The following is a 15,799-nucleotide window of genomic DNA, read 5'->3' on the forward strand; positions in this document are numbered from 1 at the left end:
TTTAAGCTGCCGTGGTTTCCACGACAGCTTAAACGTTTTATGCTAGGTAATAGTGGATAAGTAAGTGTAAGTAAATGTTTATTGACAATTTATCCTATTGTAAATAATATAAAGGTATTAATTCATAGGCGGCTTAATCTAATTGTTTTTACTCAGACAACTAATAAATCTCCCACTCCACAAGAAAGGACCTCCCTCCCATGCCAAGTATCCTCCTAGAAATCCAGGAAACAGTAATGAAATATGCAGATATCATGTCCAAAATCGCCCAGGTGGAAGTGGAGGTTGTGGACAAGAATCTATTCCGTGTAGCAGGAACAGGGCTTTTCAAACAGCATGTTAATGAGGATATGGCTCAGGAGGGATATGTCTATGAGCACCTGCTCCGTACGGGAAGTGTAGAAATTATTTACAACCCGGGCAAAGAGCGTTTGTGCCAGAAATGTCCGAAAAAGGACAGCTGCAGTGAAGAAATCGAGATTTCCATGCCCATCCGGCTGGGTGGTGAGATTATTGGAGTAATTGGCCTGGTAGGGAGCAGTCTGGAGCAAAAAGAGCGGGTTCTTTCCAATGAAAAAATGTATCTGGAACTCCTGGAACAGATTGCAGATTTCATCGCAGTGAAGGCAGGCGAATTGACGGAGTCCAAAAAGAGGGCGGTGCTGCTGGATGCCCTGGACTGTGTGATTAACCATGTGGAGAAGGGCATTTTAATTCTGGGCGGCGATAATGTTGTTACGATGGCAAACGAACCGGCCAAACGGCAGCTTTCTATCGATATGCCGGAGGGGCAGATGGCGGTTGTCACACCGACCGGTGATAACTTCAGCCGTCAGAATGAATTTAAGGTGCTGTTAAATGACAAGGAATATTTTGTTATGGGCCATCTCTATGATCTGGATCAGGATCCCAGACGGTACTCCAAGGTACTGATATTTGAGAGCACCAGGGTAATGCAGGAGCGGTTTTATGAAATTACGAACACAGTTAATCCTCTCAGTACATTTAATATTATAGGAACCAGCCCGCAGACACTTCAAATGCAGGAAGAGATTAAAAAGATAGCGCGGAGCACCTCCACCGTCCTGATTACCGGAGAAAGTGGAACGGGAAAGGAGCTGGTGGCGACTGCCATCTGGAAGGCAAGCGACCGGAGGGAAAACCGTTTTATTGCCATCAACTGCGGAGCAATTCCGGAACCGCTCCTGGAGTCGGAATTGTTCGGTTATGTGAAGGGCGCGTTTACCGGTGCTGATCCGAATGGGCGTATGGGGAAGTTTGAACTGGCTAATAAAGGCGTGATTTTCCTGGATGAGATAGGAGATATGCCTCTTTATCTTCAAGTTAAGCTGTTGAGGGTAATACAGGAACGTAAGATTATCCGTATCGGTTCGAATCAGGTGATTCCGATTGATGTCAGAATCATTGCGGCGACCAATAAAGATCTGAAAGAGATGATGGCAAACAATAAATTCAGGGAGGACCTTTATTACCGGCTGAATGTCATACCGCTTAAGATTGCCCCATTAAGGGAACGGCGCGAGGATATTAAGGATCTGGTTTACTATTTTGCCAACCGCTATGCCAGCCTGTTCGATAAGAATCTCTTAAAAATATCCGAGGAGACGATGGACCGCCTCTATGAGTATCCCTGGTACGGAAATATCCGTGAGCTGGAAAATACGGTTGAATTTATGATTAATATGATGGAGGAGGACGGCGTTCTGGATACGGGGACGCTGCCGGCCAATATTTCGGAACCGCAGACGGAAACGGGAACCGTTATACAGAATGACACGGCGTTACAGGAAGCGGTGATTCCTCTCAAAGAGCTGGAACGCAGTGAAATTCTGAAGGCTCTGCGTCTCTGCGGCAATGATACGGAGGGGAAAAAGCAGGCGGCAAAAAAACTGGGAATTGGACTGGCGACTTTGTATCGGAAAGTGGAGGGAATGGATGATACGTCTGGCAAAATACGATGATTTAAACAGGATAATGGAAATTTACCAGGAAGCAAGAAATTATATGGAGGCCAACGGAAATCCGGACCAGTGGGGGAAAAATCATCCGCCGAGACAACTTCTGGAGGAAGATATCGAAAAGGGCCAACTTTATGTGTATACGGAAAATGATGAGGCTCAGACGGAGGATTTAAAAAGGACTCAAATACACGGAGTTTTTGCCTTCATCATTGGCCACGACCCAATCTACACTTATATAGAAGACGGTGCGTGGCTCAATGACGAGGTTTATGGAACCATTCACCGCATTGCCGGGGACGGTGTAGCAAAAGGGGTATTTGAGAAGTGCCTCGATTTTTGCAAATCTCAAATTGCCAACCTGAGAATCGACACACATCACAATAATCTCACGATGCAGCACCTGATTGAGAAAAACGGTTTTGAGAAATGCGGTATTGTTTATATGGAAGACGGAAGTCCGAGAATTGCATATCAGTATCTGGCCGGATGACGGAATGTTTCGGAATATTAAGGAGGAGAAAGATGCAGTTAGGAATCACGATACCATTGCAGAAAACGTTAAAGCTCCCGAAACAATCATATGGAGAGCCTGAAGATTTGTTTTTCTGCTGGGAAGTTCACAGGGTTAAATATGAGGGCTGCAACACTCTGGTGGCAGTAAACGCCAATAACCGTTTTGGGATTGTTATGAGCGGAATAAAAGCATCGGAGTGGAAGAACCTCCCGAAGCTGGTGGAAGAGGGGATTGAAGCTGGAATGTATATGGAAGGATTTTCCAGGGAGGAGATAGACGCCTACTTCAATATTGCAGGACCGCCTGTATTGACAAAGACGCACGGAAGAAAACCGGTGGCAGGATTGAATAAAGCAATTGAATATATGTACTATGTGCCTGAATCTCTGGATAAGGAGAGGAAATTTCAGGCGGCGCACTGCTGGCGGATGAACAGAGATATTTGTTCACCCAGCGGGTTTGAAGATTATAATGAACCTAAGAATTTTTTACGGAGTGATATGGAACGTATTGGAATAATAAAAAACAATAAAATCATAAAATTTCCGATGCAATAAAAATTATGGCTCCTTAGTGTGGCAGCACAAAGGAATTCTCATAATGAGAAAATGAATTCTCGAATTGAGAAAAATTCTCATAATGAGAATGAAAAAACGGATAAAAATTCATCTTAATTCGCGTCAAAAAAGAAAGAAATAGTTTAAAAACGCATTAAAATCAATTCCGAGATTTTGGTGCGTTTTTATTTATGATAAAATTCACTAAACGGCCAACGTATTTAGTGGGTTGTTCCAATATGGTTTTAGATATTATGCACAAATGTAAAGAGAAAGGAGAGAAAAGGTTATGATTTGGTGTAAATGTTGGCACGCAGATTGCTTTAAATAAAGGTGAATAAACCCAAAGGAGAGGAATGTAATGAGAGAGGAATTTAAAGTTGTTCAATATGAGCGCAAAGCAGGCCCAAAGTTTAACCTGAATTTCCTGAATCTTGAGAGTGCAAAGAAAGTAAGAAGTTTCCATGCGAGCTTTCCGGTATATAGAGAGACACCCCTGGTAGAACTGAAAAATACGGCAAAAGCAATAGGGCTTGGTAACATTTATGTTAAGGATGAATCCTACCGGTTCGGGCTGAATGCATTTAAGGTATTGGGCGGCAGTTATGCCATTGGCAATTACCTGGCGAAACGCCTGGGCAAGAGCATTACTGAAATGCCATATGATAAACTGATTTCTGAAGAGGTCAGAAAAGAACTGGGTGACATCACATTCGTAACGGCAACAGACGGCAATCATGGCCGTGGAGTTGCCTGGACCGCAAAACAGTTACAGCAGAAATCTGTTGTTTACATGCCGAAGGGCAGCGCAGAGGAACGCCTGATGAATATCAGGGCGGAGGGGGCAGATGCATCCATAACCGACTTAAACTATGACGAAGCGGTCCGCCTTGCCAACACGCAGGCGGATCAGAAGGGCTGGGTGATGGTCCAGGATACGGCATGGGAAGGATATGAGGATATTCCCGGCTGGATTATGCAGGGATACGGAACGATGGGATATGAGGCATATACACAGCTTCCCGAAAAACCGACCCACATTTTTTTACAGGCCGGAGTTGGCTCCATGGCCGGGGCGGTGGCAGGATTTTTTGCAGCGGCTTACGGCGAGGATAGGCCTATTATCACAATTGTAGAGCCCAATAAGGCCGACTGTATCTTCAGGACGGCGGAAGCGGCAGACGGAACCCTCCATTTTGTGACGGGAGATATGGATACCATCATGGCGGGACTGGCCTGCGGAGAACCGTGCAGCATCGGCTGGAACGTCCTGAGAGATTACGCCGACAACTTTATCTCGTGTCCAGATTACACGGCGGCACAGGGAATGAGACTTCTTGGGAACCCGGAGGCCGGAGACACGAAGGTGATATCGGGAGAGAGCGGAGCATCCGCCTTTGGCTGTGTAGCAGAGATTATGAGGGATCCTTCACTTGCCGAACTGAGGGCAAAGCTGAAACTGGATGAAAACTCCAGAGTGTTATTCTTCAGTACGGAGGGGGACACGGACAAAGAAAATTATAAATCAATCGTCTGGGACGGAGCATATCCCAGAAAGTAAAACACATAACAGTATCGGCGATCAAAGTCAATAGCAGTTGTTAAAGTCAATAACGGAATTCAAAGGCTATATTGGTACTCAAAGACAATAACGGCATTCAAAGGCAATAACAGAATTCAAAGCAGGAGGACAGGATAATGGATAAAGAGAGAGAAGAGCAGGTAATTTCACTGTGTCAGAAACTGGTTCAGCAGAAGAGTTATTCCGGCGAGGAGAGCGGAGTGGTGAGCGTTCTTTCGGAAAACATGAAGCAGATGGGATTTGACGAGGTCACGGTGGATAAGTATGGCAACATCATCGGCTGCATCAAAGGAAAAAGACCGGGCAGGAAGATATTATTTGACGGCCACATTGATACAGTACCCGTTACAGAGGAAACAGAGTGGATTCATCCCCCGTTTGCAGCGGAAATCCATGACGGAAAGATTTACGGCAGAGGAACCAGTGATATGAAGGGCGCTGTGGCGGCAATGACATGCGCGGCCTCCAGTTTTGCGAAAGATACGGAAAAAGACTTTGCCGGAGAAATATATGTGGCGGGCGTGGTGCACGAGGAGTGCTTTGAGGGCGTTGCCGCCAGGGAAATCAGTAAAAACGTCCGTCCGGACTACGTAGTGATCGGTGAGGCATCCGAGCTCAACCTGAAGATTGGACAGAGGGGAAGAGCCGAGATTGTGGTTGAAACCTTTGGAAAACCGTGTCATTCGGCCAATCCGGAAAAGGGAATTAACGCGGTCTATAAGATGGCAAAGGTCATCGAGGCAATCCGCACTCTTACACCGACCCACCACCCGGTATTGGGCGACGGAATTCTGGAGCTGACGGATATCAAATCCGCGCCGTATCCCGGGGCATCCGTAGTACCGGAGTACTGCCGCGCAACCTATGACAGACGTCTTCTCGTAGGCGAAACGAAAGAGAGCGTCCTGGCCCCCATCAATGAGCTGCTTGAAAAACTGATGGCGGAAGACCCGCAGTTAAAGGTAAAGGCCTCCTATGCGCTGGGGAAAGAAAAGTGCCATACGGGCAATGAGATCGAGGGAGAGCGGTTCTTCCCGGGATGGTTATATGACAAAGAAGACGAGTTTGTTCAGGACGTCTATAAGAAGCTGCAGGAAAAGGGATTTACCCCTGAAATTACACAGTACAATTTCTGCACCAACGGCAGCCACTACGCGGGTGAGGCGGGCATTAAAACATTTGGCCTCGGGCCGTCCAAAGAAAATCTGGCCCATACACTGAACGAGTACGTTGAACTTGATCAGCTTACAAAAGTAACAGAGTGCTACTATGGGGTTATGGAAGCGCTTTTAAAATAAAACACAATCATCTGTTTGAGGCAGAGGTGAAGAGTATTGAGGAGGGTTATTTTATGTATGATTTGATTATCAAAAATGGTTATGTAGTATCTCCGTCATCCACAGTAAAATGCGATATCGCCGTCAACGGAAAAACGGTTGCCGGACTTGGGACTTATGATGAGTCTGAAGGAAAACGGGTAATTGATGCAGAAGGAAAATACGTCCTGCCCGGAGTCATTGAGGCGCACATGCACTGCCAGGCTCCGTTCCAGGGCTGCCTCGGCGCCAACAGTTTCTATGAGCAGAGTGTCAGCGCCGCATACGGCGGCGTGACGATGTATATGGATTTTGCCAACATGGGAAAAGGCGATTCCCCGTATACACAGGCGCTTGCAAGGGCCGATGAGATGAAGGAGTCCGCCATTGACTACAGCGTTCACGGCAAGTTTGTGGAATCCACACCGGAGGCGATTGCCGATATTGAAAAGATGGCCGACTACGGAATTCCCACCTTTAAAATGTTCATGACGTATAAAAAAGAAGGCGTTATGAGTGACGACGAGACGATGCTTAAGGTATTTGAAAAGGCAAAATCCGTAAACGGCCTTCCGATGGTCCACTGTGAGAGCAATGCGATTGCTGAGACCAATATTGAAAAGTGCATGGCGGAAAACGACTTAAGCTGGGTGAATTTCGCAAAATGTAAACCGGTGCTCTGCGAGGCCGAGGCATTTGCCCGGGCCGTCTATTTTCAGGAGTATGTAGGAAATGCACTGCTGGTTGTACATACAACCAATGGAGAAGCTCTGGGCACCGCCAGAAGAGCCCATGGCAAGGGACTTCCGCTTTACGTGGAGACGGGACCTCACTACCTGACCCTGTTTGATGATCTTTACAAAGGCGAGAACGGCCATCTGGCCATCTGCTCCCCGCCTCTGCGCACACCAAAAGAGGCCGAGGAGTTATGGGAGGGATTAAAGGACGGCACCATCCTGCTGACCGGTTCCGACGACTGTACCTTTGATGTGGATGAAAAATCCCTGTTCCTTGAAAAAAATCCGGACGGAACCTGGAAACAGGATTTCACAAAGGTTGTTAATGGTATGAGCGGCATTGAAATCAGACTTCCGCTGATGCTCTCCGAGGGTGTGTCCAAGGGACGCATTTCCATTAATAAAGTCTGTGAACTGACGAGCACCAACATTGCGAAGATTTACGGCTGCTATCCGCAGAAGGGAATTATCGCACCGGGATCCGACGCGGATCTTGTCCTGGTGGATATGGACAAAGAGGTTACGCTCTCCAAAGACGTGCTTCACAATAACATCAGCTACTGCCTCCATGAAGGATTTAAGGTAAAGGGCTACCCGGTAATGACGATTGCAAAGGGCAGAGTCATTGTTGAGAATGGGGAATTTAAAGGGGAAAAGGGCAAAGGAGAATTTATTAAGAGAAAAATAAATCCTGCTTACCTGGAACGATACGGTCTGAACTAAAACAATAATGGGTGGAGGTTATTTTCTTATGCAGAACGAAAAGTCACAGAGTTTAAGGAGCCCGGAACTGCTCCCGACAAAAGACAGCGAAAGAACCCTGTCCCTGTGGGATTATACGATTCTTTGGGCAGGTATGACGATTAATATAGTAGCATTCAGTTTAGGCGCGCAGTATTTCAACGGGGGAGACGGACTCTCCCCCTGGATGCTGGTCCTGGTGGTTTTCCTCGGCTACGGCCTTGTTACGGTTCTGACCGTTCTGGCCGGAGATATCGGAACAAAATACGGCGTTCCGTTTGCCGTATACAGCAGAGCTGCATTTGGATACAAAGGTTCCTTCTTTGCGGGACTTGTCCGGTGTGTCCCCTGTTTTTACTGGTTCGGATTCCAGACATGGGTAGGGGCAAACGCTCTCAACATGATAATGGGAATTATGTTCCCGTCCTTTAACAATGTTACCCTGATGCTGATTCTCTTTGCGACATTCCAGATTGTCAATGCCCTCTTTGGCATGGAGGCCATGGCTAAATTCGACTGGATCGCGGTTCCGATGCTGGGCATCATGTTTGCCGCCATCGTAGTCACCGTATGTAACAAATACGGGGTATCCATCCCCGATATCATGGGTGTCAAAGCGGCGGGCAACTATTCCATGGCATTTGCCATTTCCGGTATTGCAGGCGGATGGATTACCATGGCGCTTAACGGCCCCGACCTTGCAAGACAGATCAGACGCAGCGACAACTATAAGAATGAAGGTCTTATAAAACGTAACAAGAATGCCATCGTGGGACAGCTTGTCGGCCTTATGGCAGTCGGAATCATCGCAATGATGGTTGGCATGGCGGCAGGCATCTACACACACGAGTGGGATTTAAACAACGTGGTTTACAGCTTGTTCTCCAACAATATGCTGGTGCTTGTGTTCTGTTTCATCGCCATTGCATTTGCACAGTGGTCAACCAATACGGCGGCCAACCTGATGCCTCCGGCATACATCCTGCTGAATATTTTCCCGAAAATGAAATTCTGGATGACAACGATTATTTCGGGCGTGATCGGTCTTCTGATGATGCCGTGGAAACAGCAGGGAGGAGATTTCCTGGTCGTAATCCAGTCGAATTTCTCAACACTTTTGGGGCCGATTATCGGTATCATGCTGGCAGACTATTTCCTGGTACGTAAATGTACAATTAACGTGGACGACCTTTACAATGTAGGCGGACAGTACCATTATACAAGCGGTTTCAATATGAGTTCGGTGGTAACCATGATCCTTTCCTTCGGCCTGTCGCTGCTGGCGGGAGACTACTCCTTCTTCGCAGGCCTTGCCATCAGTGTAGTAATTTATGTGGTGCTGATGAAGAATTTTACCCTTAAGAAATATGACCAGAAATTAGGACAGGATATCCCGTTCCGGGAATAAATGATGGAAACCATAAAAAACAGAGGTGAGAACAGTGAAAAAACTGATTAAGAACGGATTTATCGCTGACGGAAGCGGAAATCCGGGATATAAAGCGGATGTTTTAATAAATGCCGGAATAATTGAAAAAATAGCGCCGACAATCGATGCAGCATCGGCCGAAGCCGAAGGGGCGCAGGTGATTGATGCGGAGGGCCTTGTTGTGGCTCCGGGTTTTATCGATACTCACAGCCACAGTGACCTCCGGGTGCTGGTGGAACCGGAGGTTGCCCCCAAGGTCATGCAGGGTATCACAACGGAAATCCTGGGACAGGACGGAATTTCCATGGCCCCGCTCCCGAAGGAGTACATCAGCCCCTGGAGAAAAAACCTGGCCGGCCTGGACGGCGACAGCGACCAGATTGACTGGAATTATGAGACAACGGAAAATTACCTGAACATGATCGATGAGGTGAAACCGGGTCTTAATGAATGTTATCTCGTGCCTCACGGCAATATCAGAATGGAGGCCATGGGTCTTGAGAACCGTCTTCCAAACGACGAGGAGCTTGAAAAAATGTGCGCCATCACCAGACGGGAGATGGAGGCGGGAGCCGTAGGACTTTCCACGGGACTCATTTACATGCCGTGCGCTTATTCTGAATCGAAGGAAATAATCGAGATGTGCAAGGTGGTTGCGGAGTACGACGGACTTTTCGTCATTCACCAGAGAAGCGAGGCGGACACAATCCTGGACTCCATGGAAGAGGTTATTAAAATTGGCCGCGAGTCCGGCGTGAAAATCCACTATTCCCATTTTAAGGTCTGTGGAAAGAAGAACTGGGATAAAGTTGACAAGGTGATTGAACTCCTGGAAGAGGCTAAAAAAGAGGGAATCCGCGTATCCTTCGACCAGTATCCGTATGTGGCGGGCAGCACGATGCTGGGCGTTATTCTCCCGCCGTGGGTGCACGACGGCGGAACAGACAAGGTGTTGGAGCGTCTGGCGGATCCGGAGCTGAGAAAAAAGATGGTCTACGATATCGAACACGGCATCCCGGGCTGGGATAACTTCGTGGAGTTTGCGGGCCTGGATCAGATATTTGTTACCAGTGTTAAGACGGATAAGAACAAAGACGCCATCGGCCTGAACCTGGTTGAACTCGGAACGCTGAGGGGGAAAGATCCGTATGACGCCACCTTCGACCTCCTCTATGAAGAGGAAAACGCCGTGGGCATGGTGGATTTCTACGGGACCGAGGAGCACGTAATCCGTATTATGAAACGTCCCGAGATGAACGCATGCACCGACGGCCTGTTAGGCGGGAAACCGCATCCGCGTGTATACGGCGCATTCCCGAGAATCCTCGGAAAATACGTGAGGGAAGAAAAAGCCCTGACGCTGGAGGAAGCCGTTTATAAGATGACGAAGAAACCCGCCACGACCTTCAACATGACGGGCAGGGGAGAGGTGAAGGAGGGCTATCAGGCCGACCTTTGTATCTTCAATCCGGAGACGGTCATCGACAAGGGAACCTTTGTCGATCCGGTACAGTATCCGGAGGGAATTGAATACGTTATTGTCGGCGGCGAGCTGGCCGTTGAAAAGGGAAAACACACCGGAAGAAGAAATGGCGTGGTGCTCAGAAAAAAAGGAAAAGAGGTAATCAGATAAATGGCCAGGGAGATTGTATTTACGGAAAAAGCGCCGAAGGCGGTAGGACCTTATGTACAGGCCGTGAAATCAAACGGCATGGTCTATGTTTCCGGTCAGTTGGGAATTGATGTAACGGCGGGAGGCCTTGCGGACGGAGTTGAGGCACAGGCCCACTGCTCCATGAAGAATCTGGGAGCGATTCTCCATGAAGCGGGAACCGATTATAAGAGAGTTGTTAAAACCACAATATTTTTAACTGATATGAACGATTTTGCAGTTGTAAATAAAATTTATGAGTCCTACTTTGGAGGAGACTTCCCTGCGCGTTCCTGTGTCCAGGTAGCTAAGCTGCCGCTTGGCGGACTGGTAGAAGTGGAGTGTGCTGCGGAACTGTAATATGGATTTTTTTCTGCAAACCAATGATTAGAAGATCAGCCGGTGACGGCTGGTCTTCTTTTTTCAACAGGAAGGTTTTTCATACACAGGCCGTCATTTTCTCTCCTTAATCAGCATCTCCCCCTTACTGTTGAATATCCCGAATCCCGTAAATATGTAGACAGCCGCGAATACAACCCCCAGATAGGTAATCGGCGCATATAAAACGTACTGGAAGGAGCTGACGCCCAATGTGCCCAGTATGAAGATGGAGATATTGCTCCATGGCACGATCGGGGAGAACGCGGTTCCGGTGTCTTCCAGCATCCGGGAGAGGTTCTTTCTGTGCAGGTCGTATTTATCAAACATCGGCCCCAGTATTGGCCCGACGATGGAGAAGGTTACCAGATATACGCCGGTGAAGGATGCCAGGATCAGGTGAAGGAGGTAGCTGAAGCCCAGCAGCGATTTGCGTCCGGTGGCGTATTTCTGGATGGCGTCGAGGAACATCTGGAACACATTGGTGGCCTTCAGGGCGGAACTGAACACCGCCGCTCCGATAATCAGGGCTACCGATGGCATCATACTCAGGAGTCCGCCGCGGTTAATCATCGAGTCCACCAGGGCAACTCCGGTTGACATGCCGAGCCCGCTTGTGAGGGCGGTCAGCACTTCCTTGATCCCCTTCCCCTGTACGGTGATGGCAAGTATTGCCGCAAGGAGAATTCCGATTCCGAAGACGGGAATCGTCGGTTTTCTCAGGAAGATGAGGACCAGCACGACGACCGGAGGCAGCAAAAGGATGGGATTTAAGGTAAAAGTACCCTGCAGTGTCGTTAAAATCTGAGTATAAGCTTCACTGTCGATGTGACCGCCCTGGAACTTCATCCCCAGCACCGCATAGAGGATCAGGGAGATAACCAGACAGGGGATGGTCGTATAGAGCATAGACTTTATATGGTCGATAATGTCTACGCCCGAGACGTAGGGAGCCATAATCGTCGTATCCGAGAGCGGAGAGAGCTTGTCGCCGAAGATGGCGCCCACCACGATGGAACCGGCCGCATAGGCCACCGGGATCCCAAGGCCCTCGGCCACGCCGATCAGCGCTACGCCTACCGTTCCCATCGTACCCCATGAGGTTCCGGTCATCAGTGACATCAGGCAGCAGAGAAGACAGCTGGCAACCAGAAAAATGGGGGCCGGGAGCAGTTTGAGGCCGTAATACATCATCAGCGGAACGGTGCCGGAAATCATCCAGGAACCGATGAGAATTCCTACGAACATCATGATCAGCATTCCCATGAACATGGTTTTAAACGTGTCTCCGATGTCATTTTCAAACTGTTTCCAGGGACAGCCGAAGGCCATGCCCAGATAGACGGCCGACAGCGCCGAAAGAATCAGGCTGACGCCGGGATTTGCCTTTAAGATGGCAACACAGTACAACAGGATTGCCAGGGACACTAATAAGATGATGAACGACCTGGACGCAGGTAACTCTTTTCTTTCTTCTTTCTGACTTGTTCTTTCCCTTTTCTCACTTTCCATTGTATTTCCCCCTTATCAACTTACCCAGATTGGACTTGACCAGGCAATGGCCTTATCTTTCTGGTATACTCGAACGTAATAGTAAAGCCATCCGGCTTCGGGCAGGTTCCCATCCTGCCAGCTGAATTCGATTTCTCTTCCACTCCCTTCTTTTCTGTAAACGGTATGTCCCATTGAAATAATCTCAACGGATTCGATGTCGGCGGTTCCTGTCACCCGGACCGACAGAGTGCGGACCGGATTTTCCGACAGGCTGATTTCCTGCCCCATCATGGCTCCGTTTACCGTAAAATCAAGAATAATGCGCTCACCCGTCGTGGCGTAGACTCTCCGGTTCCACAACGCGTCAAACAGGCTGTGCCGGTCGAGACGGTCCGCCATGATGCAGGTCAGTCCTCCCCGGTAGCTCATCAGTTCGGATGAGAATACCCAGTGGGAATAGCCGGGATTACCCGCATGCGTATCGCTGCCGGCCACAAAGCCGAGGCGGTAGCCCTTGCCGAGGGCATATTGGACGGAGTGGTTTTCATAGACGGAACCGCCGATGATCGGCCGCTCACATCCTTCCCCTTCCGAGCTGCCCCAGCAGGAATAGATTTCCACCAGACGCTGAATTTCCTCATCGTGGATTTCAAAACTTCCCAGCATCACCTTCTTGGCGGTGTGATGCGGAACCGTGATTGCCCTGACATTCTGGTTCTTAAGCTGGGCCCAGAGTTCCTCCGGGCAGTAGCTCCCTTCGTCGACACAGCGGCGGATTGGCTCGTCATATGACTCATAGTAGACATTGCGGTCGCCTCCGAATTCCGGATTGGGGGCATCGTTATGATACTCATAGCCCAGAATCGGGACAAAGCGTCCTTCCTCATAAAATGCCTTATTAATATCCTGAATCTCTTTCCACTGTGCGTCCGTCATGTAGCAGCTCAGAGACAGATGGGCGGTTTTGTTGTTATTTGTGTATCTGCCGGAATCAGGGTCGGTCAGCGCACAGAAATCAACGGCCGCCGCTTCTCTGGCATATTCATAATAGGAGCGGCCGCTTCCGCGGCCCCACTGGATCCCGGTGTGTCCGTGCATGTCACCCCAGAAATGACGGAGCGGCCTGCTTTCCGGCTCATTCGTTTGTCCATCGGCCTGAGCATTTGCCGGTCTGTCAGCCTGTCCGTCCGCGGGCTCATTTGCCGGGTCACCTGACAGTCCGCTTACCTGACAGTTACCTGCCTGTACAGAACAGATCCCGGGATTACTCTCTCCCAACAGGTTCCCATCCCGGTTTTCCGCGTATACCCTCAGGGGGCCTTTTCTACCAGGAGTAAATTTTATCTTTTTAATACCGCAGTCATCTGGTTCAAATTCCCCTTCATAAATAACCGTATCTTCCAGTCGGCATCTCAGCTCTCCGGTATGGTGCTCGGCCAGGTTGCGGTATGAATCAATGGCTGCGACGGTACACTCGGCCTCGATTCCCGCCTGCAGGTCGGATGGGATGTACACCTCAAAAAAGGAGGCCGCTTCGGGATGTACCATTACGGTGGGAGGATCCGAGGTCAGATAATAGCCGCTGTAGGGAGCTTCCAGCGTTCCTCTCTGGTCGGTTGCCACATCAAACTGGACCGGTCCGGTGGTGCGGCAGTACCGGGCGGCGGCCTGAGGGGAGTAGGAGGTGTCGCCGTAGGTGAGAACCACCTGATCCCCTTTTGTCAGTGCATGGCCCAGCACCCTGACCCAGACATGGGATCCGACGTGTTCGGAGACATTCTCCGTCTTGGAGCGGTCGGGACCCCGTTTCCACCAGTCGTTTTCCACGATAAAGGTTTTCACCGAAGCATTCTTCCGCGATACGGCAGCCGTGGTGTAGCCCGGATAGATGGGCATGGCAATCTGGGGCTTTGTAAAGCCGAACGGAATGGTAAAGCGCAGCACACCGCCGATATAGATCGTCTCATCCCCTACCGTATAGGTTACGGTAAAGGTTCCGCTCCCGCCGACGGTGATCTCCTCCGGTTCCACCCGGACGGTTCCGTTATTTTCCTTCACCTGCTCCATGTTGTTTCTCATAATTTGAACTTCATTAAAATACTTCAGTCTTCTGGCCATCCTTTTTCCTCCTTGTAGTTTCTGACGGTCATTCACCCGGGTAACCCGCCGCCCAGATAATCCACCGCGATCTGCGTACAGAGGGCGGTTCCGTTCTTAAGAATACGTTCATCCACCATAAAACGGCTGCTGTAGTTATTTTCCGTGTATCCGAGCCGTTTATTGGCGCATCCTATATTGATATAAAGGCCCGGAATGTGTTCCGTCAGACAGGCGAAGTCCTCGCTGGCCATCACCGGGGGCACGTCTTTTCTGATCTCACCGCCAAAAAGTTTGTGAAGCGCCTTATCGGCAATGACGCTCAGTTCGGGAGAATTATACAGAGGAGGCAGCATGTACTGATAAGAAAGTTTTGCCTCGCAGCCCAGGGCCTTGGCGGTGTCCGTCACTATTTTTTCCAACGTTTTTTCAAGCTGTTTCCTCCTCTCGGCGGAGTGCATCCGGACCGTGCCTTCCATTTTTACCTTACCGGCGATGATATTGCGCTGTGTCCCGCCGTGAATTGTGCCGATATTGATGACGAGGGGGTTCAGAGGATCGTTATCCCTGGAGACGCAGGCCTGAAGGCCGTTTATAATGGCCGCTGCGGCAACAATGGCGTCCTTTCCGGTATGAGGGAGGCTCCCGTGCGCGGCAAGGCCCGTTACCTCAATATCAAACTTGTCGGCGCTGGCCATTCTGTATCCAGGGGCAATATCGATAAACGGAGCCTCCAGCCCGCCGTATACATGGGCGGCACAGATGGCATCCACATCCTGCAGAAATCCGCGCCTGATATATTCCTGGGAGGCGCGGGCGCTCTCCTCGGCGGCCTGGAAAAAGAGCTTTACATGGCCTGCCAGTGAATCTTCAAGTCCCTTTAAGAGCTTTGCGGCTCCGAGCAGCATTGCGATGTGGCAGTCACGTCCGCAGGCGTGCATCATGCCGGTATTCTCGCTTGCAAAATCGAGGCCGGTCTTCTCCTGCACGGATACACCGTCTATATCTGCCCGGAGCAGAATGGTTCTAGCGTCTTTACCGGCGTTTTTGCCGTGAATATAGGCATAAACGCCCGAGATATCGTCAAACCGGATCGGTTCCAGGCCGATCTCTTTCAGCTGTTTTTCAATTGCCAGTGTTGTCTTCACCTCTTCCCAGGCCGGTTCGGGAAAACGGTGAAAATACCGGCGCTGTCCGATGATATAGTTTTCTGCCTCAGAAGCCAGATTCAGGATATCCATAAGTGTCTCCTTCCCGAAGGTGTTGAATTATGGAAATATTGTATATCTTGACGGACTATATGTAAAATAATATAAAAGTA

The 15,799-nt window shown here is 49.4% G+C and carries 12 protein-coding genes; 9 read left to right on the top strand and 3 right to left on the bottom strand.

The window, feature by feature from the left end:
* Window positions 1-200: 200 nt before the first annotated feature.
* From V3C10_00645 to V3C10_00685, 9 genes are all read left to right on the top strand, one after another.
* Window positions 201-1,982 (top strand): sigma 54-interacting transcriptional regulator, encoded by a 1,782-nt coding sequence (locus tag V3C10_00645; protein WVP62368.1) that lies wholly within the window; start codon window positions 201-203, stop codon window positions 1,980-1,982.
* Window positions 1,957-2,472, top strand: coding sequence for an N-acetyltransferase (locus V3C10_00650; GenBank protein ID WVP62369.1), 516 nt, complete (start codon window positions 1,957-1,959; stop codon window positions 2,470-2,472). The genes V3C10_00645 and V3C10_00650 overlap by 26 nt, the downstream gene beginning before the upstream one ends.
* A gap of 32 nt (window positions 2,473-2,504) precedes the next feature.
* A complete protein-coding gene (locus V3C10_00655) occupies window positions 2,505-3,053 on the top strand; it encodes a hypothetical protein (GenBank protein WVP62370.1) in 549 nt (182 codons plus the stop codon).
* Between the two features lie 361 nt (window positions 3,054-3,414).
* Entirely contained in the window at window positions 3,415-4,614 is a 1,200-nt protein-coding gene (gene dpaL, locus V3C10_00660) for a diaminopropionate ammonia-lyase (protein WVP62371.1), read from the top strand.
* Window positions 4,615-4,751: 137 nt separating this feature from the next.
* Window positions 4,752-5,933 carry a YgeY family selenium metabolism-linked hydrolase gene (locus tag V3C10_00665; protein WVP62372.1) on the top strand — a complete coding sequence of 394 codons (1,182 nt, stop codon included), beginning with the start codon at window positions 4,752-4,754 and terminating at the stop codon, window positions 5,931-5,933.
* A 53-nt stretch (window positions 5,934-5,986) separates the two neighbouring features.
* Window positions 5,987-7,411 carry a dihydropyrimidinase gene (hydA, locus tag V3C10_00670; protein ID WVP62373.1) on the top strand — a complete coding sequence of 475 codons (1,425 nt, stop codon included), beginning with the start codon at window positions 5,987-5,989 and terminating at the stop codon, window positions 7,409-7,411.
* Window positions 7,412-7,439: 28 nt separating this feature from the next.
* Window positions 7,440-8,837, top strand: a complete 1,398-nt coding sequence (locus V3C10_00675; GenBank protein ID WVP62374.1) for a cytosine permease — start codon at window positions 7,440-7,442, stop codon at window positions 8,835-8,837.
* A 34-nt stretch (window positions 8,838-8,871) separates the two neighbouring features.
* Window positions 8,872-10,491: a D-aminoacylase gene (locus V3C10_00680; protein ID WVP62375.1), complete on the top strand. Its 1,620-nt coding sequence runs from the start codon at window positions 8,872-8,874 to the stop codon at window positions 10,489-10,491.
* Window positions 10,492-10,869 carry a RidA family protein gene (locus V3C10_00685; GenBank protein WVP62376.1) on the top strand — a complete coding sequence of 126 codons (378 nt, stop codon included), beginning with the start codon at window positions 10,492-10,494 and terminating at the stop codon, window positions 10,867-10,869.
* Window positions 10,870-10,962: 93 nt separating this feature from the next.
* Here the strand turns inward: V3C10_00685 and nhaC are convergent, their stop codons facing one another.
* From nhaC to V3C10_00700, 3 genes are read right to left on the bottom strand one after another with little or no spacing between them, the layout of a single operon-like run.
* A complete protein-coding gene (gene nhaC / locus V3C10_00690) occupies window positions 10,963-12,399 on the bottom strand; it encodes a Na+/H+ antiporter NhaC (GenBank protein WVP62377.1) in 1,437 nt (478 codons plus the stop codon).
* Window positions 12,400-12,414: 15 nt separating this feature from the next.
* Window positions 12,415-14,499, bottom strand: coding sequence for a DUF3604 domain-containing protein (locus tag V3C10_00695; protein WVP62378.1), 2,085 nt, complete (start codon window positions 14,497-14,499; stop codon window positions 12,415-12,417).
* Window positions 14,500-14,531: 32 nt separating this feature from the next.
* The gene (locus tag V3C10_00700; GenBank protein ID WVP62379.1) at window positions 14,532-15,719 is read right to left on the bottom strand and encodes an amidohydrolase; all 1,188 of its coding nucleotides are present in this window, start codon (window positions 15,717-15,719) and stop codon (window positions 14,532-14,534) included.
* Window positions 15,720-15,799 lie beyond the last annotated feature (80 nt).

It is taken from the genome of [Clostridium] symbiosum, from assembly GCA_036419695.1.
Taxonomy (GTDB): domain Bacteria; phylum Bacillota; class Clostridia; order Lachnospirales; family Lachnospiraceae; genus Otoolea; species Otoolea symbiosa_A.

Coding starts and splice junctions, on each gene's coding strand:
- V3C10_00645 (WVP62368.1), top strand. CDS start 201: ATGCCAAGTATCCTCCTAGAAATCCAGGAAACAGTAATGAAATATGCA.
- V3C10_00685 (WVP62376.1), top strand. CDS start 10,492: ATGGCCAGGGAGATTGTATTTACGGAAAAAGCGCCGAAGGCGGTAGGA.
- V3C10_00675 (WVP62374.1), top strand. CDS start 7,440: ATGCAGAACGAAAAGTCACAGAGTTTAAGGAGCCCGGAACTGCTCCCG.
- V3C10_00655 (WVP62370.1), top strand. CDS start 2,505: ATGCAGTTAGGAATCACGATACCATTGCAGAAAACGTTAAAGCTCCCG.
- hydA (WVP62373.1), top strand. CDS start 5,987: ATGTATGATTTGATTATCAAAAATGGTTATGTAGTATCTCCGTCATCC.
- dpaL (WVP62371.1), top strand. CDS start 3,415: ATGAGAGAGGAATTTAAAGTTGTTCAATATGAGCGCAAAGCAGGCCCA.
- V3C10_00695 (WVP62378.1), bottom strand. CDS start 14,499: ATGGCCAGAAGACTGAAGTATTTTAATGAAGTTCAAATTATGAGAAAC.
- V3C10_00665 (WVP62372.1), top strand. CDS start 4,752: ATGGATAAAGAGAGAGAAGAGCAGGTAATTTCACTGTGTCAGAAACTG.
- V3C10_00700 (WVP62379.1), bottom strand. CDS start 15,719: ATGGATATCCTGAATCTGGCTTCTGAGGCAGAAAACTATATCATCGGA.
- nhaC (WVP62377.1), bottom strand. CDS start 12,399: ATGGAAAGTGAGAAAAGGGAAAGAACAAGTCAGAAAGAAGAAAGAAAA.
- V3C10_00650 (WVP62369.1), top strand. CDS start 1,957: ATGATACGTCTGGCAAAATACGATGATTTAAACAGGATAATGGAAATT.